At 53.3% G+C, this 24,597-nt stretch carries 22 protein-coding genes; 14 read left to right on the forward strand and 8 right to left on the reverse strand.

Annotation, left to right across the window (positions count from 1 at the left end; all coding sequences use genetic code 11):
• The 9 genes from PLD04_10020 to PLD04_10060 all read left to right on the forward strand — a co-directional run bounded on the left by PLD04_10020 (window position 1) and on the right by PLD04_10060 (window position 7,733).
• Window positions 1-360, forward strand: coding sequence for a roadblock/LC7 domain-containing protein (locus PLD04_10020; protein ID HXK68669.1), 360 nt, complete (start codon window positions 1-3; stop codon window positions 358-360).
• Complete coding sequence (gene accB / locus PLD04_10025) at window positions 357-806, forward strand: acetyl-CoA carboxylase biotin carboxyl carrier protein (GenBank protein ID HXK68670.1); 450 nt, start codon at window positions 357-359, stop codon at window positions 804-806. Before PLD04_10020 ends, accB begins: the two co-directional genes overlap by 4 nt.
• Window positions 807-2,141: an acetyl-CoA carboxylase biotin carboxylase subunit gene (gene accC, locus PLD04_10030; GenBank protein ID HXK68671.1), complete on the forward strand. Its 1,335-nt coding sequence runs from the start codon at window positions 807-809 to the stop codon at window positions 2,139-2,141.
• Window positions 2,089-2,700, forward strand: a complete 612-nt coding sequence (gene thiE / locus PLD04_10035; GenBank protein ID HXK68672.1) for a thiamine phosphate synthase — start codon at window positions 2,089-2,091, stop codon at window positions 2,698-2,700. Before accC ends, thiE begins: the two co-directional genes overlap by 53 nt.
• Entirely contained in the window at window positions 2,697-4,142 is a 1,446-nt protein-coding gene (locus PLD04_10040) for a sodium-dependent transporter (protein ID HXK68673.1), read from the forward strand. Before thiE ends, PLD04_10040 begins: the two co-directional genes overlap by 4 nt.
• A 99-nt stretch (window positions 4,143-4,241) precedes the next feature.
• Complete coding sequence (locus PLD04_10045; GenBank protein ID HXK68674.1) at window positions 4,242-4,985, forward strand: metallophosphoesterase family protein; 744 nt, start codon at window positions 4,242-4,244, stop codon at window positions 4,983-4,985.
• Window positions 4,985-5,473, forward strand: a complete 489-nt coding sequence (locus PLD04_10050; protein ID HXK68675.1) for a hypothetical protein — start codon at window positions 4,985-4,987, stop codon at window positions 5,471-5,473. The genes PLD04_10045 and PLD04_10050 overlap by 1 nt, the downstream gene beginning before the upstream one ends.
• Window positions 5,401-6,363, forward strand: coding sequence for a D-glycerate dehydrogenase (locus PLD04_10055; protein HXK68676.1), 963 nt, complete (start codon window positions 5,401-5,403; stop codon window positions 6,361-6,363). Before PLD04_10050 ends, PLD04_10055 begins: the two co-directional genes overlap by 73 nt.
• A 53-nt stretch (window positions 6,364-6,416) precedes the next feature.
• Window positions 6,417-7,733, forward strand: coding sequence for a hypothetical protein (locus PLD04_10060; protein ID HXK68677.1), 1,317 nt, complete (start codon window positions 6,417-6,419; stop codon window positions 7,731-7,733).
• A gap of 97 nt (window positions 7,734-7,830) precedes the next feature.
• On the opposite strand, the gene PLD04_10065 is transcribed toward PLD04_10060, so the two are convergent.
• From PLD04_10065 to PLD04_10080, 4 genes are all read right to left on the reverse strand, one after another.
• Complete coding sequence (locus PLD04_10065; GenBank protein ID HXK68678.1) at window positions 7,831-10,134, reverse strand: TIGR03960 family B12-binding radical SAM protein; 2,304 nt, start codon at window positions 10,132-10,134, stop codon at window positions 7,831-7,833.
• A 79-nt stretch (window positions 10,135-10,213) separates the two neighbouring features.
• Window positions 10,214-12,037, reverse strand: coding sequence for a phosphoenolpyruvate carboxykinase (ATP) (locus tag PLD04_10070; GenBank protein ID HXK68679.1), 1,824 nt, complete (start codon window positions 12,035-12,037; stop codon window positions 10,214-10,216).
• A 2-nt stretch (window positions 12,038-12,039) separates the two neighbouring features.
• Window positions 12,040-14,394, reverse strand: coding sequence for a pyridoxal phosphate-dependent aminotransferase (locus tag PLD04_10075; GenBank protein ID HXK68680.1), 2,355 nt, complete (start codon window positions 14,392-14,394; stop codon window positions 12,040-12,042).
• 22 nt (window positions 14,395-14,416) lie between these two features.
• Window positions 14,417-15,811 carry an SPFH domain-containing protein gene (locus PLD04_10080; protein ID HXK68681.1) on the reverse strand — a complete coding sequence of 465 codons (1,395 nt, stop codon included), beginning with the start codon at window positions 15,809-15,811 and terminating at the stop codon, window positions 14,417-14,419.
• A 216-nt stretch (window positions 15,812-16,027) separates the two neighbouring features.
• Here PLD04_10080 and PLD04_10085 point away from each other — a divergent pair, with 216 nt between their 5' ends.
• Complete coding sequence (locus PLD04_10085; GenBank protein HXK68682.1) at window positions 16,028-17,212, forward strand: pyridoxal phosphate-dependent aminotransferase; 1,185 nt, start codon at window positions 16,028-16,030, stop codon at window positions 17,210-17,212.
• Here PLD04_10085 and PLD04_10090 read toward each other — a convergent pair.
• Window positions 17,209-17,835, reverse strand: coding sequence for a hypothetical protein (locus tag PLD04_10090; protein HXK68683.1), 627 nt, complete (start codon window positions 17,833-17,835; stop codon window positions 17,209-17,211). The two genes, PLD04_10085 and PLD04_10090, sit on opposite strands and share 4 nt — an antisense overlap.
• A gap of 80 nt (window positions 17,836-17,915) precedes the next feature.
• On the opposite strand from PLD04_10090, the gene PLD04_10095 reads away from it, so the two are divergent.
• Together PLD04_10095 and PLD04_10100 are read left to right on the forward strand one after the other, a co-directional pair.
• Window positions 17,916-18,269: a cytochrome c3 family protein gene (locus tag PLD04_10095; GenBank protein ID HXK68684.1), complete on the forward strand. Its 354-nt coding sequence runs from the start codon at window positions 17,916-17,918 to the stop codon at window positions 18,267-18,269.
• An 80-nt stretch (window positions 18,270-18,349) separates the two neighbouring features.
• Window positions 18,350-18,706, forward strand: coding sequence for a cytochrome c3 family protein (locus PLD04_10100; GenBank protein ID HXK68685.1), 357 nt, complete (start codon window positions 18,350-18,352; stop codon window positions 18,704-18,706).
• 57 nt (window positions 18,707-18,763) lie between these two features.
• On the opposite strand, the gene PLD04_10105 is transcribed toward PLD04_10100, so the two are convergent.
• Window positions 18,764-19,246 carry a hypothetical protein gene (locus tag PLD04_10105; protein HXK68686.1) on the reverse strand — a complete coding sequence of 161 codons (483 nt, stop codon included), beginning with the start codon at window positions 19,244-19,246 and terminating at the stop codon, window positions 18,764-18,766.
• Complete coding sequence (locus tag PLD04_10110) at window positions 19,243-21,387, reverse strand: sulfatase (GenBank protein ID HXK68687.1); 2,145 nt, start codon at window positions 21,385-21,387, stop codon at window positions 19,243-19,245. The genes PLD04_10105 and PLD04_10110 overlap by 4 nt, the downstream gene beginning before the upstream one ends.
• 44 nt (window positions 21,388-21,431) lie before the next feature.
• Between PLD04_10110 and xerC the strand changes: the two genes are divergently transcribed.
• Window positions 21,432-22,310, forward strand: a complete 879-nt coding sequence (xerC, locus tag PLD04_10115) for a tyrosine recombinase XerC (GenBank protein ID HXK68688.1) — start codon at window positions 21,432-21,434, stop codon at window positions 22,308-22,310.
• 16 nt (window positions 22,311-22,326) lie between these two features.
• Complete coding sequence (locus PLD04_10120; GenBank protein HXK68689.1) at window positions 22,327-22,911, forward strand: nitroreductase family protein; 585 nt, start codon at window positions 22,327-22,329, stop codon at window positions 22,909-22,911.
• Between the two features lie 12 nt (window positions 22,912-22,923).
• Here PLD04_10120 and PLD04_10125 read toward each other — a convergent pair whose 3' ends face one another.
• A complete protein-coding gene (locus PLD04_10125) occupies window positions 22,924-24,591 on the reverse strand; it encodes a glycosyltransferase family 39 protein (GenBank protein ID HXK68690.1) in 1,668 nt (555 codons plus the stop codon).
• Window positions 24,592-24,597: the final 6 nt, after the last annotated feature.

The following is a 24,597-nucleotide window of genomic DNA, read 5'->3' on the forward strand; positions in this document are numbered from 1 at the left end:
ATGGAATTTGAATCGATACTGCGCGATGCCTGCACTGGTCTTGAGGGAATCCTGGGGGTTTCCCTCGTAGGATTGGACGGAATCGCCATTGCCGCCGTCAATCTTGAGGGCACTCCTGACCTTGACAGCATGGCCGCAGAGTTGACCACCTTTTTAAAGACGATCCGCAGTACCTCAAGCACCATCGACGGGGACACTGTAAATCACATGGTGATTTATACACCCCATTCTGCTACAGTCCTGCACGGAGTCACCACGGAATACTTTATTCTGGCGATGATTCAGCGGCCTGCGATCCTGGGGAAGATCCGATTCAAGCTTCTGCGGGCTGCACTTCGTCTTAAAGAGGAAATGTCTTGAATTTCAAGGAAATTTGCGAGCTCATTCAGCTCGTGGCTGATAAGGGCATACCTCTGGTGGAAGTTGAACATGCTGGTGTCCGGGTTAAGGTACAGGGTACTCTCTCATCCCATAATACGGCAGGCGCGAGTCTTACCGTTCCGCAGGGGACCATTGAAGTTACCACGATGGCTCGCCCCCACCTCGAGGCAGAGGAGCCGGAAGGTCTGCACTATATTACCGCTCCCATGGTTGGAACCTTTTATCGCGCTCCCAAGCCGGGTGCCGATCCCTTTGTTGAAATTGGATCCCATGTGGAAGAAGGCTCAATTCTCTGCATCATTGAAGCCATGAAGCTGATGAACGAAATCGAGTGTGATTTCAAGGGTGAAATTGTGAATGTATTCCCGAAAAACGGGGAATCCGTCGAATTCGGCCAGAAACTTTTCGCCATTAAATCCGAATAAGTGTTTTCAAAAATCCTGATCGCCAACCGGGGTGAAATAGCTGTCCGCATCATACATGCGTGCAGGGAACTGGGTATTTCCACCGTGGCGGTCTACAGTGAAATCGATCGAGATGCACTCCACGTCAGACTCGCGGATGAATCGGTCTGCATCGGTCCCCCTCCTTCCCAGCAGAGTTACCTGAATTACACGGCGATCATTTCCGCCGCCGAGGTTAAAGGTGTCGATGCGATTCATCCCGGCTATGGATTTCTTGCTGAGAACCCCCATTTTGTAGAAATCTGCAATGACTGCAACATTATTTTTATCGGGCCAACCGTAGATGTCATGCACAAGATGGGGGACAAAATCTCAGCAAGAAACCTTGCCAAAAAGGCTGGTGTTCCGATTCTTCCGGGGACCCTGGATCCTGTCTCCAATATTCAGGAAGCGGGAAAAATTGCTCAGAAAATCGGTTATCCCATTATCCTGAAGGCCGCGGCCGGTGGCGGAGGTCGTGGAATGCGGATCGTACGGGATAAGACTGATCTCGCCACAACATTTGCCACTGCCTCCCAGGAAGCAGAGCTGGCATTTGGAGACGGCAGGATGTATATCGAAACATACCTGGAAGAACCCCGGCACATTGAGATCCAGATCCTGGCCGATCGAAACGGGAAGATCCTCCACCTGGGAGAAAGGGAATGTTCGATTCAGCGAAGACACCAGAAATTGATTGAGGAATCTCCATCTCCTGCGCTTACACCAGCAATTCGAAAGAAGATGGGGGATGCGGCCGTAAAGCTTGCTTCAGCCTGCAACTATATAGGAGCCGGTACGGTTGAATTTCTCCTCGACGCCAGGAAGAATTTCTACTTTATGGAAATGAATACCCGAATTCAGGTTGAACATCCGGTGACGGAAGAGGTGACGGGGTTTGATCTGGTGAAGGAACAGATCCAGATTGCTGCAGACATGCCTCTTTCCTTTTCACAGAATGATGTGATTATGAACGGTCATGCCATTGAGTTCAGGATCAATGCCGAAGATCCCGTTAAATTTACCCCCTGTCCCGGAACTGTTCAACAGGTGATTTTCCCGGGTGGACCGGGAGTGCGGGTGGACACCCACATCTATCCCGGCTATCGCATACCACCCACCTACGATTCTCTTATCGCAAAGTTAATTTTAAGGGGCAGAAACCGTGAAGAGAGTTTGCTCCGAGCCAGACGTGCGCTGACTTCTTTTATCCTTGAAGGCGTTTCCACAACCATTCCGCTCTATACGAAAATTCTGGATGACCGTGATTTCCAAAAGGGAAAACTTTCTACCCATTTCCTCCAGCGATACCTCTGAGGCTCTTCTCTACGCGATCACGACGCCTCTTACGTTAACGGATCGATCCCTTACCGATCAGATCCTCTATTTTTTGGAAATGGGAATTCAAAGGATTCAAATCAGAGAAAAGGAAATTCCGGTTTCCCGCTGGATTGACGATGCTGTGTGTGCATGCAGGGAAGCGCACCGGGCTGGCGCTCGGGTACTTATCAATGACCGGGCCGATGTGGCCCTGCTGGTCCAGGCCGATGGAGTCCATGTCGGTCAGGATGATCTGCCTCCCTGTGCCGTCCGCAAGCTGAATGAGGAATGGATCATCGGGCAATCCTGCAGTAGCCGAACGGAAGTCGATCATGCGCTTGCCGATCCCCATGTGGATTATGTTGCCATCGGTCCGGTTTTTGCTTCGCCGATTAAGAAAGATGAATCCCCGGTTGGTATGGATCTGCTCCGGTACGCAGCCGGACGAGGAAAGCCAATTATAGCCATTGGCGGTATCGATCGGTCCAACTTTGAAACTGTGATAGGGGCTGGCGCCAGTATGGCTGCAATGATAAGGGGAGTCTGGAACTGGTGAGTGAACGATTTTCCAATCGATGGGCGGTTATCATTGCTTCCCTGGGTATGGCGGTAGGAACGGGGAATATCTGGAGATTTCCCCGAATTGCCGCCAAGTACGGAGGCGGTACCTTTATCGTCGCCTGGCTCATTTTTCTCTTTACGTGGTCCATACCCCTCCTCCTGATGGAATTTGCCCTGGGAAAGGATGCCAGGAAAGCTCCGGCAGGAGCCTTTGGTGCGGTCCTGGGGAAGAAATATACCTGGATGGGAGGATTTGTCGCCCTCTGTACCACGCTGATCATGGCTTATTACAGTGTCATGTCCGGCTGGTGCCTGCGCTATACCGTCGGATCAATGTTTCAAAGTCCTTCCATCATGGCGGATCCAAGGGGTTTCTGGGAGCTTTTTGCAGATTCCGGATGGCCTCTCCTCTTTCATGCGGTCAGCCTTGTTTTTTGCGGATGGGTTGTGTCCCGGGGAATCCTTCACGGTGTGGAACGGCTGAACAAAATATTTGTACCCGGCCTTTTTATCCTGCTGGCGCTTCTGGCTCTTCGCTCGGTCACCCTGCCGGGTTCCGTCCAGGGTATTGCCTTTCTGGGACATATAGATCCGGGGCGTTTTCTCGATCACCGGGTCTGGCTGGAAGCACTCTCACAATCTGCATGGTCAACCGGGGCGGGCTGGGGGCTGATTTTAGTCTATGCCATCTATCTGCGGGAACGGGAAGATATCACCCTCACCACAATCCTTACCGGTCTGGGAAACAACTCTGCTTCGCTTCTCGCAGCGCTGGCCATCATTCCTGCGATCTTTGCCCTGGTTCCCCCGGCGCAGGTTGACGGCATGCTTGCCGAAGGGAATGTCGGTTTGACTTTTATTGTCCTCCCCCGAATCTTTGAGGTAATGCCCTTTGGGGCCTTGTTTATGATGCTCTTTTTTATCGCGCTGACTCTGGCGGCCTACTCCTCTCTGACGGCGATGATCCAACTTGGAGTCTCCAGCCTTTCCGATCTCGGCTATTCGCGCAGGACTGCAGTGATCGCAGTGGTTGGATTCGGCTTTCTGTTTGGACTCCCCTCCAGTCTTTCATTACAAATCTTTGATAATCAGGACTGGGTATGGGGGTTAGGTCTCATCCTGAGCGGCGGTTTCTTTATCTTTCTCCTCCTGAAGCGGGGTGTCGCTTTTATCCACAGTCTGATGGATCGTCATCCAGGAAATGATATCCATATCAAAAAGGGAATCTGGAAGCTGTGGGCGATTCTCCTTCCCGCACAATGGTTCTTACTGATTGGATGGTGGTTTTATCTGTCTATTACCGAATTTGAGCGAGAGACATGGTGGAATCCACTCCGGCCTTTTTCCCTGGGAACTTGCCTGCTACAATGGAGTGTAGTCCTCGCAGTCCTGGGATTATTAAATCGCACCCTTGCCCGGAGGCTTCGTGATCTTTGATTGCGTTATCTTTTTTATAATGGCAGGATTGGTCTGGATCGGATTCGCAGGTCTGATCCTTTTGGCCGTACGGGCAGAGCGTCGCAGAGAGCAGGAATCATGAGATATCTGATCCTGTCCGACATCCATTCCAATATCCCGGCACTGAATGCTGTTCTGGAAAGTACGCGCAGGCATTACTATAACCGCACCCTGATTCTTGGTGACCTCGTGGGGTATGGGGCAGACTGTAATGAAGTCGTGACAGCGGTTCGATTGCTGAAGGGGAAAAAACAGAGTGTGAGGGGAAATCACGACAAGGTTGCGGCTGGATTGGAACATGGGGCCTATTTTAATATTACCGCCCTTTCTGCCATAGCCTGGACACGACGCGCGTTATCCGCTGAAAACCTGACCTTTCTTAAGGCCGTTCCAAGGGGCCCTGCCTCCGTTTCCAAAGAGCTTCTCATCTGTCACGGAAGCCCCATGGATGAAGATGAGTATCTCTTTACCGATTATGATGCGTATCGTGTTTTTCAAGCCTTTCCGCAGAGAATTATTCTTTTTGGACATACGCACATACCCATGGTGTTCAACCTCAGCTCAGAGGGGATTTCCATTACGTTTCCCAGAGAGTCCACATTCCGGTTAAAGCTGGATCCCCATTCCCGTTACCTGATCAATCCCGGGAGTGTCGGACAGCCCAGGGATCGAAATCCAATGGCAGCCTTCGCGATTCTGGACGATAAGCGCAACAGCCTGATGATCCAGAGGGTTGCCTATCCTATTGCGACTGCCCAGAAGTCGATTCGCGATGCGGGCCTGCCCGATGTTCTGGCTCGAAGGCTCGAAGAGGGTGCCTGATGGTCCTCACTATCCTGATGGCAGCCACCATGATGACGTGGAGTACTTTTTCTGCAAGCTATCCGGAGTGGGCCCATTCCTGTCAATCCTATCAGCCGGAGCCCGAATCATGTGCCGCGCTTTCTCCTCTGGTCGAGAATCTTGAGGTGACCATCTACCTGGGCACCTGGTGCAGTGACTCGGAGCGGGAAGTTCCAAGAATCCTTGCGATTCTGTCCTGTGCCGGTTATCCGGTGGAGAATATCCCGATCCATCTTGTGGATCGGGACAAAGTCACCGAATCGGGGATGGTTCTGCCCAGAGTTCCTGTCGCAGATTTCATGAAAGATGGAGTTCTTTTTGCAAGGTTCATCGAACGGCCTGGAGGAAAACTGGACGAAGCCCTGCTCCAATTACTCAAAGAAGGAGGAGAACTATGGCCCGAATTCTCATCACCCACCCCCTTCCCGGAGCAGGAACCGAAACCCTCGCGCAAAACCACACCCTGACCATCCTGTCTCCTGCTGAACGTCAGCGTCTGGATTTTACAGGGTACCTCCTGGATGTGGACGCCCTTATCTGTCTCCTTGCGGACACCATCGATCGAGAGGTGATTGAGAGTGCGCCCTCTTTGAAAATTATTGCGAACTATGCGGTTGGCTATAACAACATTGATATTGAATTTGCCCGGGAAAGACGCATCTGGGTGACCAATACGCCCGATGTTCTCACAGAAGCCACGGCTGATCTCACCCTCGCGCTGATTCTTGCCTGTGCCCGGAGAATTGTGGAGGGGGACGGTATGGTGCGGGCCGGACAGTTTTCCGGATGGCTTCCGGATCTTCTCCTGGGAATGGAAATGAAGGGCAAAACCCTTGGAATCGCCGGCATGGGGCGGATCGGACAGGCGGTGGCTCGAAGGGCAAGGGGGTTTGGCCTGTCGATTGTCTATTTTAACCGGGCCCGTCTCGATCCTTCCGCGGAAAAAGAACTGCAGGTCCGCTACCTGCCTCTCCCCGAACTCCTGTCAACCTGCGATATTCTGTCCCTGCATCTCCCCCTGACACCGGAGACGTACCACCTCGTCGACGGTATGGCTCTGCGCAGGATGAAAGGGGGATCCATTCTGATTAACACATCACGGGGCCCCGTTGTGGATGAAGCCGAACTGGTCAGGGTACTGAATTCAGGTCACCTTCGAGCTGCGGGCCTGGATGTCTATGAAGAAGAGCCCCGGTTATTTCCGGGCCTGACAGGACTGGACAATGTTGTTCTGCTTCCCCATCTGGGGAGTGCAACACTGGAGACGAGAACCGCGATGGCCGACCTGGCCTGTGAAAATGTTCGGAGGGTGCTGGCGGGGAGCGAGCCCGTTACGCCCGTCTTCCCCTTGCATTAGAACCCAAAGTGTGGTACAAAACATAAACACTACAAACTTCAAGGAGGAGTTATATGAGGAAAGTTCTCTTTCTGGTCGCCATGATGGGGCTTGTGGCTGCAGTAGCATTGGCGGCGACCCCCTTTAGGACCGCCCCCGGTACCGAGGTATTTATTCCTTCGGCCGCCCACGCACCCGGTGCTGCCGGAACCTTCTGGCGGACCGATGTTCGCATCTTCAACAACGGCTCGGCTCTCGCCAATGTCACCGCCTATGACCTCGTAAGGAATGCGGACAACTCCGCAGCCCACACGGCTTCCTTTACAGTTCCCGCCGGTGGCTCGGTTAACTACGAAGACGTTTATGTTTCCCTGTTCGAGTACGATGATGCCGGCATCTTTGCTGGTGGCATCCGCTTCATGTCGGACCAGGCCATCGTGGTTGCCTCCAAAACATTTACCCCCAAGAATATTGAAGATCTTACAGAGGGAACCTACGGTCAGTACATCGCCGGTGTGCCGATTGAGAACTTTGTGGCTCCCTCCAGCCGCGCCATGGCCTATACGGACCTTCTCTTTGTGGACGACATCGCCAACACCTATCGCACGAACTTCGGTCTCGTGAATGGTGTGGGAACCACGACAAGCGTGACGATGGCCATGTATGATGAAAACAACAACATGGTGGGTTCCGCCGTGAATGTCGACCTTCTGCCGTACGAAGCGAAACAGTGGAATGTTACCGAACAGGGATGGGCCGGTGTGACCAATGGCCGCCTTCGCCTTACCGCGAACAGCGGCAAATTTGCCGGCTTTGTCACCAATGTCAACTACGGAACCGGCGACGGTATCTATGTGGATGGCACGAACACGACCGGTGGCGGCGGCACGACGCCTCCTCCGGTGACCGGACAGCCCTCCGGCTGGTACCAGGGCGGCGTACTCTATTACGATCCCGCCGATGATTACTGGTATCCGATGGGTCCCTGGGAATTCAATGTGAACGTGACGGACACTGCCGCCACGATCACCGACATCAACACCTTCAACTGGGTCTTCCGTACGGACGGCTATCTCTCCACCTGGGGCGTTGCCCTCCGCGGCGTCTCCACCGGCAACGAAGATGCCCTGATGTCACCGATCACCCTTCCCGATGTGGGTGCCACCGCCAACGCAACAGTGAAGTTCAGAGTGACTTCGACGACCGATGCGGCCAACTACTGTGACTATGCCCAGGTATGGGAGTTCACGGGTCTGGCTCCAATGGGATTCGAGTACTACCTGACCGAAACCCGTGTATGCAAGGGTGCCTGGTCCGTTCTCGGCGGCCTCCAGCAGGAATGGCTCGGCTGGGCCGGCGTGACCGACAGTCCCTTCCTCTGGGGCTATTAATCAACGCATTTGATGTCAATCGGGGAGCCGTGAGGCTCCCCGTTTTTTTTGTTTTTTTCAACAGAAAATCTTATTATGGAAGAGATTGGTTGTGGGATTATTGGTTCAGCAGGGTTCGAACTTTACGCAGGACCATATGTGCGGGCAGGGATTCCATGAAGCGCCGGAGAGCGGGTTGAGATTCGTGGAAGGTGATCCGGGTACGGCGAGAACCATGCAGAGTTGTGTAGCGTTCACATGAAACCAGGTCCGGGTGTGGGGGGGTGAGGGAAAAGACATACCCGGCGACCCTCCTGGAAAGGGGAGGCGATCCTGGAGACAGGGGGGTGATCGAGCGAATCTCTATTCCCTCTACAGCAGGTACGGATTCGAATCTCACTTCATCTACATATTCCGGGCAAAAAATTTCGAAACACTCATCCTTGCTTTCGACACCCACAGGAAGAGCCATCGTGCTTTGAACCCTGGGCATGGGATGGAATTTCCCGGCATAGATAAGAGGAATACCTGCTATGGTCAGGAGACGGAGGATAAAATTCTGATAGTCCCGATAAGGAAGGAGGGAGGCACGGCCTCGCCGTGTGATCCGGAGAAGGTATCGAAAGACTTCAGGATGGTTATGGATGGATTGGGTTGGACTGACTTCCTTTGTTTGCGTTTTAGGTTGGGGCTGTGTGTCTTCCGCGAGTACGTTGTCTTCCGGCATGCCGGGAATTCCGCAACCAAGACAGCCGAATCGGCAATCGTCGGAGACGATCGCCTCGGATGCCCTGCGAGCCTCACGAAGGAGAAACTCCCTGGAGATACCCGGATCGATCACCTCCTCCCATGGGAGTGGATCCCCGATCTGCCACCCTTCAAACCATTCCTTCTGCCGGTCGTCCATATACTGTGACCACAGATCTCCCCTGAAACGGTCACTCCATGCATCAAAGATCGCACCGGAACGATACGCCGACAGGAGCTGATTCCATACGGAGCGATCTCCTCGAGCCAGAAGAGCTTCCACCGCACTCAAGCGAGGGTCCACGGTCTTGACCTGAATTCTGGAGCCTCTACAGCTCTCTCGAAGAATCTGCTGTCTCTGCTGGATCAAGGATTCTCCCGCGAAGGGAAACCACTGGAAGGGTGTCCAGGGCTTTGGTATGAAATTCCCCGCATGGACGACAATTTCCTTGAGACCCAGGCGAGAGGCCCGGCGGACCAGGCCACCGATGGCGGCTATGTCATCCTCGGTCTCCGTGGGAAGTCCCAGCATGAAGTAGAGCTTGATCCTTCTCCACCCTCGACTTCGCGCAAGCTCCAGGGAGTTGAGAATCTGTTCATCGGTAAAGGGTTTGTTAATCACCCGTCGAAGTCGTTCACTCCCTGCTTCCGGAGCAAGGGTGAGACCCCCCCGGCGGCCGTCGGCCAGTGTGGTCAGAAGATCAAGATAGAGGGAGTCCAGACGGGAAGATGGGATCGAGAGGCCAATCGAAAGAGGTTGAAGATATTCCATGGCCTCTTTCGTGATCTCCCCGATTTTTGAATGGTCGGTAGTCGAAAGACTCAGCAGGCCCACCTCGGCCGATCCGGTGGATTTGACTCCCTTCACGATGGCATCCGAAATGGCGGAGACATTGCGCTCTCGGAGAGGGCGATACCAGTATCCGGCCTGGCAGTAACGACAACCCCGGGAACAGCCGCGCATGATTTCGACAGTGTACCGGTCGTGAATCAGGGAACTTGCGCTGACCAGAGTGGATGTGGGAACGGAAGATAGATTCAGATCCTTAAAAAAGACCCTGCGGACCGGTGTGCGGGAGATGCCGGGGACGTACCATCCATCAAGCTCGCTGATTCTTTTGAGCTGATCCTGTCGAGATGAAGGAGAGTTTTCCGTCAGGGAGGAGAGAAACCGGGGCCAGAGGATCTCACCATCCCCGATGGCAAATGCATCGATCGATGGTTCAAGGGGGAGGGGGTTGGCTGTACAGGCCCCACCGGCAACCACAAGAGGATGGCGGGAATTTCGTTCACGGGCCAGAATGGGGATTCCCGCGATCTCCAGGGTGAAGAGGACATTGGTGTAGGTAAGCTCGGACATGAGGGAAAAGGCCAGGACATCCATGGATGCCAGGGGTGTGCGGGATTCGATGGTGACAGGTGGATTCGAGGAGGACCGGAGGAGCTCTGCCATGTCTGGCCACGGTGTAAAGGCCCGTTCCACCCAGATGTCGGGGATACGGTTGCCCAGCTCGTAAAGAACCTGGAGTCCGTGATGGGACATTCCCATTTCGTAGGTGTCGGGAAAGAGAAGCGCTACACGCCGCATCGCAGGTGCAGGGGTTTTCATAATGGTATTTAATTCAACCGGAAGGTAGCGAAAGGGTTTTTCGACCTTCAGCAGGGTGCGCAGCATCTCCCGCTCCCGGACAGGTCGGGTATTTTTCCCTGGTTTACTGGATGTCATCGAGAGTGCTTCAGGTTCGGAACCTTCCTCAACGCCAGCGCCAGACGCCGGGTCTCCGGGGGCGGTTTGCCTGCTTTTCTGTCACATAGACGACTTCCCGATCACCGGAGGGTCCACCGGGAGCCACCATGCTCTTTTTGGCCTGATGCTCAATCCGGAAGGACTCTTCTGCGGCTCGAATCACTTCCGGCCGCAATCCTTCCCTGGCAATCTCTTCTGTCCAATCCCTTCGACCCTTGATGAGATCCACGATATAGTGTGCAATCTGCTCGTCGCTGTAGAGCTTGTGGACATCCCAATCCGAAAGCTCCCGTCCTTCACAGGCCACGATGGACCGGGTTCCAAGGATACCCGTTTCGTAACGGTTGGAACCGCGAAGGTCTCCCCTCTGGATGGCCGACATGAGGGACAGCGGAACACGCTCCGTCTTTCGAATCAGTCGTTTTCGCTTTTGCCCGCCCTCGTCGGTCATCTCTATGATTTCGCCCATCCCTCCGGTGTTGTACTGGAAAAATTTCACTTTTCCGGGGTGAGCCTGGGATAATCCCATGACAATATCGTAGAATCGGTTGACCTTGTGAGCGCGCGAACCGATGATAAAGTCATCGGTTCCGACGATCCGGACTGATTCTCCGGCCTTTGCCGGATTGGTGGCGAAGCTGTGGGTCGATTCACCCCAGAGATAGGCCAGAACGCCCTGCTCGGGTGTCAGTTCCTGAGCAAAGGACATGATCGTGTTCCTGCGGGTGATGAAGGCGAAGTAAAGTCCGTCCAGTTCGGAAAGAGGGGGCAGATTGACAGAATCTGCTGAAATGGAAACCAGCTTTCCGTCTCTCAACACCCTGAGCTTGTCCCGCATCACAATTCCGCGGCCGTTGGCGCAGAGTTCTTCGTCCAGAAAGTCCACCGAACCATCGGCTTTGATCATGACGTTTTCCAGGAGAGCCGACCGATCGGTTAGAGCGTAGTACATGGCTTCCTGCTGTTCTTTGCGTATGTCTGTCTTTACGTAGAAGCCATTTTCCGATCCCAGGGCCGAACCATCGGGTCTGAGAAAGACGATATCATCCTGAGCGACATCGACCTTTTCTCCCCTGTCAGGATCCAGACCCAGCTGGTGGCATGACCACGTCGATTTGCCCGTGGCCGTCAGTCCAAACAAAAAGACGCCGTACCGCTTCAGTTTTCCCGTCTCCGTGTCAACTACCGTACACATTTTGGTACCCGCGTGCAGACCCAGCATCCCCTGTTGCTCCGATAGCCACATGGCCTGGCGCAGAAAGCCCTTTTTATCTTCTCCCATATAGTCGGTACCCAGGGCAATATTGATGTTGTATTCGGGAATGGATAGAATCTGCTGACGGATCTGATGTTCTTCAGGGATGTGAATCATCGTGATCCGTGGGCCCGGTCTGCCGGCGGGCTTGAACATCGTGTGACCCCACATGTATCCGAGACGGTAATTTTTAGGGTCGGCGCAGCAGACATAGAGGTCGCAGGTGGGGTTGAAGTGATCGTTGTTTCCCATCTGTCTCTGCAGATGATAAAAGGGAAGGGTCTTCAGGAAGTGAAGCACCTTGGCCAGCTCTTCCGGAGCGCTTTCCACAAGGCGATTTTGAAAATCAGAGGGATTGGGAAGCTGCACCCGGTCACTTCCAAGATATACGGTCTTTGCCGCAAGTCGATTTGAAATAAAGGAACGCCATCCATAGGATCCAAAGGATGTCTTGTGTCCATATTCACGGGCCTTCGATTCCAATCCTCCCAGATCGAGGTGCCGAATCGTTGGGCTCTTGAGGTGGGCCTCAAGGTCTTCCGCAAACTTTTTGAGGTAGCTAGTGTCCTGGCTCATGGTTATTCTCCCTCCGCGATGATCTGACGGATTTTTCTGGCCACCTCCGTTGGTGTGAGACGGGTCGTGTTCACCCGGTAGCAGCGGGATGTGCGGAACAGTTTCTTGAAGGAACGGGTCTGATGATCAAGATGCTCGGAGTCGGAAAAGAAAAAGTATGGATTGTAAAAGGGTTGACTTCTCGTAGATTCAGGTTCCCGGCTCACTCCATAGGCCTGTCCTGTTTCCAGAATCCGCACGGCTTCCTCGGGCTGAAGGGGTTCGAACGGTGAACTCAGCGGGTCCGCCGTCAGGAGAAATGTATGGCGGATATCAATTCGCTTGACGTGTTTCTGCATGCCGCCCAGCCAGTATGGATCGAGCATGGCGTGTGCCCTAGATGAGGCTTTGTAACAATAGGGTGATCCCCGGTCCAGGCGGCAGTCTTCCAGGGCAAGGCAGGCGGAGTTTGAGCAGTCCTCCTTTTTCATGACCACGTTTTCACACTTTGAGCGGTCAAAGAGCCGGGGAAGGGGGGAGTAGAGCTCGGCCGAAGCCGTGGGCATATAGATTTTTCTTTCCGGGTTGTCGGCAAGGGCAAACCCGCCGCCGTACCGCACAAAAAGCATGTCGCTGGAGTGAAACAACGTTCCGGCATTTCCAAGGAGGTTAAAGAAGATTTCGGATTTATGGGTTCCCTTTGGCCCGATCAGGAGAACACCCCAGCCATCCATGTCCAGGGACATACCTCGAACCGCATGGGTGTCAAAGAGACGTTCGGAAACATCGGAAACCAGGCCGAGGGCCAGACGGCGAAGACTTCCATAATGGTCAGTATTAAAAAGGATTCCGGTCTTTGCATCGGAGCAGTAAAAGGCGTGGGGTTCTCTCCCCGTGACGCCGTCCACCGCATAGATGATACCGTGGGGTTCAATGTCGGCTTCCAGTTGAGCTGGATACCAGTTTTCCGTCCAGAAATCGACCAGATGCCCGATATTGGTTCGCAGCTGAACCAGCACGCCGTTGATGTTGGCATTCCATTCAAAGTATTGGTCGTGACTCAGGTGGGCTTCTGCTTCCGCCACCAGCGCATTTCTTCGCTCCCGCTCCACGCGGGTGTCGAGGGGAACCTGTTTTTGAACCCTGGTTCCCGTGTTGGCCAGGCGGAGTTTCTTTACCTTTCGCGGTGTTTTCAGGGCACCCAGTGCCTGAACCATGTGATCCATCCCGCGCTCGATATTCTCCATCGAGGTTGCATAGGAAATCCGGATAAACTCATCGGAGCCGAATGCGGCTCCGGGAACCAGGGCAATACCCGCGTGCTTCAACAGGTAATAGGCCATCCCGTAGGAGTTGCGGATGAGCGTGCCTTCGAATTCCCTGTCGAAGTAGGATGAAACATTGGGAAAACAGTAGAAGGCGCCGTCCGGTTTCGGGCAGGAAACCCCCGGAATGGTTCCCAGCCTGTAAAGGAGATAGTTCCGACGCTTCTGGAATTCCTGAAGCATCCGGGAAACCTCATGCTGGGGTCCCTTAAGAGCCTCAACCCCTGCCTTTTGAGCGATGGAGGTGGCATTTGAGGTACTGTGGCTCTGGATCTTGGCCATGGCACTGATCAGGTCGGCAGGGCCCATGGCAAACCCGATTCTCCAGCCGGTCATGGCATAGGCTTTGGAAATTCCGTCGACGGCTAGAACCCTGGATCGCAGTTTCTCCCGAACCGCAGGGAACGACGTGAAGGAAAAATCATCGTAGACCAGTTTTTTATAAATCTCATCGGTGATCACGAAAAGGTCTTCTTCTAATACGATGTCCGCAAGTGCCTCAAGTTCCAGCCTGCTGTATGCCGCTCCCGTTGGATTGGAAGGATTATTGAGAATCAGGACCTTGGTCCGGGCAGTAATTGCAGCACGAAGTTGCCGGGGCGTGATCCGGAAATGGTTCTCTTCCTTTGCCTGAAGGATGACGGGAACTCCCCCGGCAAGGTTCACCATCTCCGGGTATGAAACCCAGTAGGGAGCCGGAATGATAACCTCGTCCCCTTCGTTTACCAGCGCCATAATGGCGTTGTAAAGGGCATGTTTTGCCCCGCAGGATACAAGAATTTCCGCGGGTGTGTAGGAGAGGCCATGGTCCTCCCGGATGCGCTGGATGATGGCCGATTTCAGTTCTGGGATCCCGTCACTGGCTGTGTAGCGTGTAAAATTCTCGTCAATCGCCCGCTTTCCGGCTGCCTTGATCGCTTCCGGAGTGGGAAAATCGGGTTCCCCCACGCTCAGATCGATGACATCGATTCCTTCAGCCTTCATGGCTTTTGCCTTGGCTGTAATTCTCAAGGTTGGCGACGCACCGATTTTTTTAACTCTGTCCGATATCACAGTTCACCTCGGGGGTAACGTCTTAATCTTTTTCCTCCTGGAGCTTTTCCTTGAGGATTTTTGAAATGTCCAAGCCGGTAAGCGACTGGACGACCTCGGGGAGCTGAGCCAGGACTTCCGATACCTGTCCGGTGATTTTTGCGCTTCCCAGCTTGCCGTCCGTACCCACCATGACAATTTTCTCAACGCGGGACAAAGGCTCTGCAACCGACCGTGCCAGTTCAGGCATGACGTCCATGATCATCTTGTAGATAGCGGCCTGGTTATAATGCTCATACGCTTTGGCCCGTTCCAAAATGGCCTTGGCCTCGGATTGCCCGATAAGTTCGATTCGCTTCGCCTCGACTTCCGCTTCGGAACTTTTGGCCACGGCTTTTCCCTTGGCCTCCGTAGACAGCCGGAAGCTTTCGGCCTCTGCCTCGGCCTGAACCTGGATCTTACGGGCCTCGGCGGGCTTCAACACATTCGCCTCCAGCTCGCGCTGCTTGCGTTCGACTTCCAGTTTTTCCAGCTCAATGATTTCCTGTTTCTCAAGACGCTTCACCACGTACTCTTCCTTCTTGAGATCTTTGGCAAGTTTATTGCGTTCCAGCTCGTAGGACATGTCGGCGTGCGCTTTACGCTTGTTTACTTCGGTCTGCGAGTTGGCTTTCTTTGCCTCATTTTCCCATGCCTTGCCGGCAATTTCGGCTTCGGCCTGAAGTCGGGCGATCTCCGATTCCTTTCGGGCTTTGGACGCCTGAATCGCGGCATCCCTGTCGGCTTCAGCCTGAGCCACAGCTGCGTCTCTCTTTACCATGGCAATCTGGGGTCGGCCCAGAGCGTCCAGGTATCCCTGGGTGTCGCTGACATCTTTCAGGGCAAAGGAGGTCAACAGGAGCCCCATACCGGAAAAATCCGGAGTCGCCGATTCCTGCACCTTCTCGGCAAAGAGCATGCGGTTCTTTGAAATTTCCTCCACGGTCATCGATCCGATTACGGCACGGATCTTACCTTCCAGAACAGCCTCCGATACCTCGCGTATCGCTTCATTTCCCTTTCCGAGAAACTGTTCGATGGCGAGAGTGAGAGGGAAATCTGAGGTGTCAATTTTGACCTGAGCGATGGCTTCCGCAAGGATCGGAACGCCGCCACTCGTCAGCACTTCCGGGGTACGAAGGTTGACAGTGATGATTTCGAGAACCATCGTTTCCGCTCGCTCGGTAAAGGGATTGATAAACGCACCGCCACCGACCCGGTACCGGTATCCGATGACTTTTTCGGAGCCGTCGGGGGCCTTTACGGAATATTTGCGCTTTCCGGAAATAATCAGGACTTCGTTCGGTGCGACTTTCTTGTACTGGCGGAAATAGATGATGACGGATGCGACAATGATGGCCAGAACGACAACAAGAATAAAACCTGCCATGATTGACATGATGACCTCCTTCGTAGCGCCAGGATTTGGAATGCGCGGTCAACGATTGGAATGGAGGTTACGGTAGCATAGAGGCCCGGGGAAGTCAAGGACAAAAAGCTGTGAAATAGTTGAATATATAGGGGTTTAGGCCGTAATTAAGAAACGTAATGTCCTATAATCAGAACAACTTGAGCATCGTAGTCATCTGAATGTATGCCATGATATACTTGTGAAATGGAGCACATTATCCGCAGAAAGCTGCCGCGTTCTCTTACCCTGTCCATCGCCGGAAAGGTTCAGGAGCTGACTCAGTCCGGTCAAAGAATTTTCAAGTTCAACATCGGGGAGCCTGACTTTCCAACTCCCAGGGATATCAAAGATGAGGGAATCCGGGCTATCGAAGAGAATTTTACCCGATATACGGCTGGAGCCGGAATTCCTGAACTGCGGGCTGCCATTGCCGATGATCTTCGACGTCGACTTGACCTTTCCTATACATCGAAGGAAATTGTGGTGACGGTCGGAGGTAAATTCGCGCTGGCGGCGGCAATTATGGCAACCGTCGGTCCCGGGGATGAAGTGCTGATCCCCGTACCTTCTTTCCTCTCCTACCCGGATATGGTGACCATTGCCGGGGGAATCCCGGTACGGGTTCCTCTGGGCCCGGAAACTTCTTTTTTCCCAACCCCGCAGCTTCTGGATACCTATGTTTCCCAGCGTACCCGTTTGGTGATTCTAAATTCACCCCACAACCCGACGGGTGTCGTCTACCCGGAAGAACTTGTTGCATCCCTCGCTGAATGGGCTTCCAAACGAAATATCTATATCCTTTCGGATGAGGTTTACGACCAGCTGATCTTCGACGAAATACGCCATCATTCCATTGCAGCCTTTCCCCATATCCGCGACCGGGTCCTGATTGTCAATTCATTTTCAAAGACGTACTGCATGACCGGCTGGCGTCTGGGATATCTGGCCGCTCCGGAACCTCTGGCTGAGGCCGTCACCCACATCCAGAGCCACATGGCTTCTTCTCCGAACAGCATTGCCCAGCGCGCGGCACTTCGTGCCCTTCAGGCAGGTCGCCCGGAAGGCGAGCAGATGCTTATCTCCTTCCAGTTGAGGCGGGATCTCATGTGCGACCTGCTTTCATCCGTTCCCGGGGTTAAGTTTATTCGACCCTCAGGTACGTTCTACCTCTTCCTGGATGTTTCTTCCTATTTTGGCGAGCGAATCAGTGGGTCGATGGACATGGCGATGTACCTCCTCGACAAATACCACGTCGCAACCGTGCCCGGTCTGGTTTTTGGTGATGATCGTTTTATTCGACTCTCGTTCGCAACATCCGACGAGGAAATCCGGGAAGGAATCCAGGCTCTTTCCGATGGATTGTCCTCTCTTTGCAATGGGAGGGATTAAGTTTTTTCTCCACCGTAAACCGATGCGGTAAACGTAGAGATCAGATCAAAAAGATGGTTCTGAAAAAAGTGGTCGGAGGCTTCGACCGGAATAACTTCTGCATCAAGACCATGTTCGCCGAATGTACGTTGTATGTCGGCGGGTCTTCCAAACTCATCCTTTTCTCCCTGGATCGCAATCAGGCGTCGGGTTGAGAGTTTTACTGGATATTGAAAATGAAAGGTCAGAGGAAACCCGATGAGAACCAGATGTTCCATCGATACGGACTTTGCCATGTCCAGCCCGATCAGGGCACCGAAGGAATACCCGAGAACGGAAACGGGAAGTTCCGGAAATCGCAGTCTCAGATATTCGCAGGCAACCAAAGCGTCTTCCAGTTCTCCGGGCCCGCCGGTGAAGTGACCTCCCGACAATCCGACGCCCCGAAAATTAAACGACAGGGTTGCACCTTGATGATCATGAATGGACTTTCGCAGATGGTACAGAATCGGCAGGTTCATCTTTCCGCCGTAGAGTGGGTGAGGGTGCAGAACCACCCATGTATGGTTACAGGTCTCTGAATATTGAATTTGACACTCAATATCACCTGCTTTGCCGGAGAGAAACAGGTTTTCCCCTTTCATGTAAGCATTATATCAATCATTGATTCAGCGGGAATAGTATGGTATGATGCGTCGGTTACAATAAAATAAGGAGGTATTGTATGAAACGTACCGTTGCGTGGGTTGTGAGCCTGACTTTCCTGGTTGTTGCGAGTTTTTCCGTTGTTCTTCTGGCGGGAGACGCTCCTGAGACCATTACGCTGGAAGCCAAGAATGGGACGGTTACCTTTTCCCATAAGAAGCATGCCGAAGAGTATAAAGTGGAGTGCACCAAGTGTCACCACACCCAGAAGGAAGGGGAAGCCGTGCAGAAATGTTCGGCTTGCCATGGAGTGGATGAAAGTGCGCCCAAGGCCATGAATGCTTTCCATGGACAGTGCAAGGATTGTCACAAAGCCGTAAATGAAGAAGGCAAGGCTGCTCCAACAGAGTGCAAAGCCTGCCACGTCAAGTAAGAAAACGGTTTTCCCCGGGCTGAGAAGAATTTTTTGATTCGATGCCCGTATAGGAATAGAAGATCACAAGGAGGATCTGAATGAAACGAACCCTGATTCTTGTAACCTGTCTCGCTTTTCTTCTTGTCGGTTTTGCCGCAATGGGCCTCTTCGCCGGGGATGCCCCTGAAACCGTGACACTGGAAGCCAAGAACGGTACCGTAACCTTCCCACACAAGAAGCATGTGGAAGAAATAAAAGTGGAGTGCACCAAGTGCCACCACACCCAGAAGGAAGGGGAGGCCGTGCAGAAGTGTACCGATTGCCACGGTAAGGATGAGAATGCGCCCAAAGTCATGAATGCCTTCCATGGTCTCTGCAAAGACTGCCACAAGGCAAAGAACGAAGAGGGTAAGGCCGCTCCGACCGAATGCAAAGGTTGTCACGTTAAGGCCTGAAATTTCCAGAAAATGATTCAAACATCGGGGGCAGATCAGGCCCCCGATTTTTTTTCTTTAGTCTGCGTGCCGGCCCTGTTCTTCTGAAGAACCGGTTTCATCCAGAGCGGCTCGCAGACGTAATCCAACCATCTTCTCCGTAAAGGCATGTGGACGTTTGCCTGCGGCAATCCACGCAAAGAAGAGAAAAAGGACTCCGAGGGGAATCATGGGGATCAGGCCCGGAAAAAAGGGCCACAGAATCCAGGGAATCACTCCGAGCATCCCTGCGAAGAGAACAATCTTGCCTGAGCCTGTGATACGAAGGTCGGAAAGTGAGACCTCCACATGAACCTGCGGGTCCTCTTCGCTCTCCCGGGTGGTAACCCTTACCTCTGCCTGACCCTTATAGAACCGCTGAGGAGTGGGCAGGGCTGCACGAAGTTCACGCTCTCCTCGTTGGAGGATTTTAGATCCGGGAATGTCAAGGATGACTTCCTCTGCGAGGTGAATCACACGCGGGAAGGAAATCGATCGGTTCACTTTCAGGATTTCGGTCATTGCAGGTACCCAAGAGATTTGAGAGCTTTGGTCTCGTCCTGAGAGAGCGGGTAGGCCATATCTGCACCTGGGGATGATATGGAATCCCGGTAGGCCTGCACCATGGATGTGACTCGATCGACCCATTCCCTCCGCTCGGAACAGAGGTTATGGGTCTCTCCAGGATCTGTTGCGAGATCGTACACTTCCGGCAGGGCGTCCATATTGAGAATAACCTTGACGTCCCTCTGGATAAATGCGTAGAGATGGTTTGAGGTCTTCATCCAGGAAATCAAGGGATGAAGAGGCAGGCACTCATGTTCCTCACCGAGAAAATATCCTGCCGAGGGAGACAGGTTCAGCAGGTCCCTCCCATCCAGGTTCTCACTGACAGGCTCGCCTGAGAGCGTCAGGAGAGTCGGATAGATATCCTGCAGGGCAACGGAACGATCGCTCCGCTCACCTTGTGATTGTCCCGGAAGATGGAAAATCATGGGGATACGAAGAACAGGTTCATAAAGGCGTGTCGTATGGGTGAGCAGACCATGTTCCCCGAGAAATTCTCCATGGTCCCCGACGGCGATAATCAGGGTGGAATCGTACAGGCCGTTACTCTTAAGATAGCCGATCAGCCTTCCAAAAGCCTGATCCATAAAGTAAACCTCGGCAAGGTAGAGGGATTCGATCAGCTCTCCGTGGCCCTCACGGTCGAGGTACGCTCCCTCCATCCAGCGATCCCAGGTTTCCGGATAGCCCTGCGCAAGCTGCCAGAGAGGGTCATCGGAAGTCCGATTCCGGATCAAATCCTGAATAGAGAGCCTGTCTTTGGCACTTCCCGGCGCATTATAGGGTGCGTGGGGGTCAAAGTAGTTGAGGAAAAGAAAAAATGGATATCCACGGTTCGAATCGAGATAGTCAATGACATCATCGGTAAGATCATCCGCACGTCGCTCAAAATGCCAGGGATCCCGATAGAAAGAAAATCCCCTTGCCAGGCCCAGTCTTCCTTTTGTAAGCTCCCCTCCGGAAAAGCCGGCGGTACAATATCCCAGTCGGCTGAAAGTTTCTGCCAGGGTCGCGTGGCGGGGTGACAGATAGGGAATATGAACACCGGCCCCGTGCCGTGAAGGTAAGAGACCCGTAAAGAGAGAAGCATGAGAGGGAAGTGTCCAGGGGGACGGAGCTCTTGCCGTGAGGAAGACGTGGGATGTGGAGGCGAGATCATCAAGATTTGGGGTGACGGAAGGATTTCGGCCGTAGGCTCCCAGGGCATCGGCCCGGGTGGTGTCCAGGGTGATGAGAAGAATGTTGGGTACCGGCTGCCGCTTCTGGAAGGTAAGACACGGTGAAAGCCACATGGCCGCGTCTCCGGGCTTCTGATCCAGGGAAAGTGTGATCTCCGTGACTGGAAAAGGGTCCTTGAACTCTGCTTCCAGATCGCGTAGATTTCCGGTTTCAGACAGTTGGATCGAGATTTTCCGTTCCGTTCCGCCGGTTCCACGAAGGATCAGGCTGCCCGATACCGGGTTGCCGCGGAGTTTCAGAAGGCGGGATGTGAGAGAGCTGGCATCGATCGGTTGAGGAAGGGCTATTGTAAGGGCACGTGACCCTTCCACAAGAACGGCAGGAACGTGGTCTCTTTTAAGGGGAAAGGTTCCAGTTGTAAAAAATTCCTCCATTGCAAAAATTCCCTCTCGATCCTTTAAATCCACTGGAGAACGGTAGACAAGATCGATTCCATCCATCCGGATGGATACGGATGCAACCGGTATTTCGGAAGGTGATTGGATAGATAATCGCATCAGACCGGGCCGTGTCATGGGTACATCCACAACGCCATCAGTACCTTCGATGGAAGAATTCATCCATACAAAGGAAAGGCCCGTACCTTCAGAAGATTCCACTTCTACATGACAGGATCCATTCCACTCGTCCGGTATGTAAAACCAGATCCCCGCCTCGCCCGAGATGCGGAGCTCTTCATCTTTTTTTTCTTTGAACCAGCGGCGATCCAGGATGGCAAAGGGAGAACCGCTCACATGAATGTTCGTCGGAACATCATAGGTCAAATCTCTCACGCGGAGATTATCGATGAGCGGAGAGCCTCCGCACGCCGTTAAAAGAATCCCGATCAGTGTGAGAAAATACTGTTTTCCGGCCATTACACCATCTTATCAAATGCGTTCTCGGGGTGTATAGTGAAAGGGTGGAAGAATCGATCCGTACCTTTCTCCAATACCTGGAGGAGGAAAGAAATTATTCCCCGCATACCGTCACCAATTATGGACGGGATCTCGCTTCCTTTGCCCTCTTCGTCCATGACCATTATCCGGGTATTTCGGGACCTTCCGATGTTGACCACGGCATCATTCGTGCCTTTCTTGCTCGATTGGCCCGAAGGGGCCTTTCGGGACGCTCCATTGCCCGCCATCTTTCCTCCCTGAGATCTTTCTTTACCTATTGTAAAAAGGAGAGGATCATTGACAGGAACCCGGCAAAGGTTATCTCGCTTCCCAGAACAAAAAAACGGCTACCCCGGGCCGTGCAGGAAAGAGAGATGGAAATATTGCTGGACCATTCAGAGGGATCTTCCTGGATGGAGCAGAGAAACAACGCAATTTTTGAACTTCTTTACGCATCCGGGCTGAGGGTGTCGGAACTTGTTTCCCTCAACCTGGATTCCATCAATCTTCGGGAGCAGGTTGTCCGTGTCATGGGTAAGGGAGGGAAGGAACGGATGGTCCCTTATGGATCCTACGCTCTCCATGCGCTGAAACATTATATAGAGTTCCGGCCCTCCTCGGAATCCGATGCACTCTTTCTGAATAAGAACGGAAGACGTCTCTCCGATCGATCGGTGCGTTCCATCGTAGCCCGTGTCGTTGCCGCTACCCTTCAACAGAAGGGGATAACACCTCACACATTTCGGCACTCTTTCGCATCACATCTGCTGCAGCATGGTGCGGACCTCCGGGTAATCCAGGAGTTGCTGGGTCATGCATCCCTGTCGACTACACAGGTTTATACCCATATTGATATCAAGCGTCTGATTGAAGTGTATAAAAAGGCCCATCCCCGGTCCTGAAAGAAGGAGGCTTCCCATGATTCAAGAACTGGTTACCCGTTCCAGAAGCTACCGAAGGTTTGATTCGCGTTACACAATCGATATGAGTTTTTTGCGTGATCTTGTTATTCTGGCGAGATTTTCGCCCTCAGCCGCCAATCGTCAACCGCTGAAATTCCTGCTTTCCTGTGATTCTCAGACAAATGATCTGATTTTTCCCACCCTTTCCTGGGCTGCCTACCTGCCGGACTGGAACGGTCCCGCGCCGGAGGAGCGGCCCTCAGCCTATGTCGTAATTCTTGGGGACCTTTCAATCCATGACCGGTTCGGTTGTGATCTTGGCATTGCGGCGCAAAGCATGATGCTTGGGGCGGCAGAAAAGGGGCTGGGAGGGTGCATGATTGCCCATATCGATCACGATCGTCTCCGAACGTCCCTTCACATCGAGGATCGATACGAGATTCTTCTTGTTCTCGCTCTTGGAAAACCAGCAGAAGAGGTCATTCTGGAAGATGTGGAATCCTCAGGAGATATCCGATACTGGAGGGATCCGGAAGGAAGGCATCACGTACCCAAACGGAAGCTGGAAGATCTTATCCTGCAGGTGCAGGAACATCTTTGATCCTCTGACGCTTCATTCCTTCCGTCGGTACAGTGTCAGCGTGCTTCCGGTCGATACCATGACTTCCCCCTCCCGGTGCAGCTGGTTCAGGAATCCGGTGAGAGCCCGGGATTCCTGGATCCTTCCCTGGAAAAGGAGCAGGCTCTCGCCCGTCTGTTCGACCTGTTTGGATAGAACGACATAGGGTCGCCAACGGGCCGGTTCATCAAAAAAATTCATGGATCCATGGATGTGGGCCGCAGGAAACCCGGTTCCAATGTAGACGGTTGTCACACGATTTCCCGGGATGCCCATCCTGGAAAGAGTATGGGACATGCGAACCCAGTCCTGCCCCCAGTCCAGGTTGGAGTCAGCCAGGTAATGGGCTCCCATCCATCGTCCTCCTGCCAGGTAATTGACATGGGCGATGTAGTGAGGAAAGGCGGTCAGTGGAATCAGGCATTGGAGTAGGAGAAGGACCCCGATTCCGGATTTCATGCCCCTATCCGTGAAGAGTGAGGCTCCCAGAATGGCAACCATGGGTACGATAGGAAGAAGGTGGCGTGCGCCTATATTGTACGAAGATGTGGAAGATACCAGAAAATAGATCAGGATAGGGGATACGAGGAAAAGCCCTTCCTCCAGAGTGAGCTTCCTTCGAAGAAATCTGATCCCGAAGAGGAGAAGCAGGGGGAAGGTGCATTTCAGGAGAAAGGCCGACGGGAAATAGAGAAGAAACCCTTTGACTCGTACCTGACCGAAGAGATAATTGATGCCCTGGCCCTCCTGGTTTGTCATTTCCACGCAGGTGAGCCCCAGGGCGATATGGGCGAGGGAAGGGCTGATCTCTGCAAGGCGGAGAAGCTGAGAAGTCCGGAGGCTGTGGTCATGCGGAAATCGTGCCATCGTCTGCTCGATCACCAGTTTCTCCACGTCCTCATTCTGATTTCGCATAGATAGATGGTAGACCGCCACGATCAAAATGATGGCTCCCAGGGTCGAAACAAGAGACCACATGGCGATTCCGGGCCGATGGCGGATCAGGGAAATGGCCATGGCCAGAAGAAGAACGATCAGGATCAGATAGATGGATGAAAATTTGGATAGAAAAGAGAATCCAAGCGCAAGGCTCAGAAGAGACGAATACGCAGGGCCCGGTCTTTGAACCAGACGGTGAAGGGCATAGAGGGACATGACCCAGAATACAGTTGCTGCAACATCGGTGTGGACCACCTGCCCCTGGCCGAGGAGCAGAGGCTGTGTCCCGAGAAGAGTCACTGCCGCCAGAGCCACGCCTCTTCCGTACATCTCCTTTGCCCACAGATAGGTCAGCCAGAGTAACAGGGCAACAAAGAAGATCATGGGGAAACGAGCCCATCTCAGAATCGCCATGGGTGAAACGCGGTTCTGATAGAGGAACTCATGAATCAGCAGAGGAAGGCGGCTCATCCGGTCCCCGGGGATCGAAGAGGGCATAACGGGATGAATGGCGAGAAGCGAGAGCCCGGAAAGAAGTTTTGCCAGCGGCGGGTGCTCCGGATTGAAATCATAATATCCCTGGGAAACCATCGCGTATCCTGCCAGGATATGACAGGGTTCATCCGTTGTCGCGCTGTTGTTCCAGCCAGCAGCCAGGGAGAGAAGACAGCAGGTCAGTATCAGAAGAAATCCCGCGATCGACCTGTGAATATACTGGTTCAATGGCCT

Source organism: Thermoanaerobaculia bacterium (assembly GCA_035593605.1).
GTDB lineage: Bacteria > Acidobacteriota > Thermoanaerobaculia > UBA2201 > DAOSWS01 > DAOSWS01.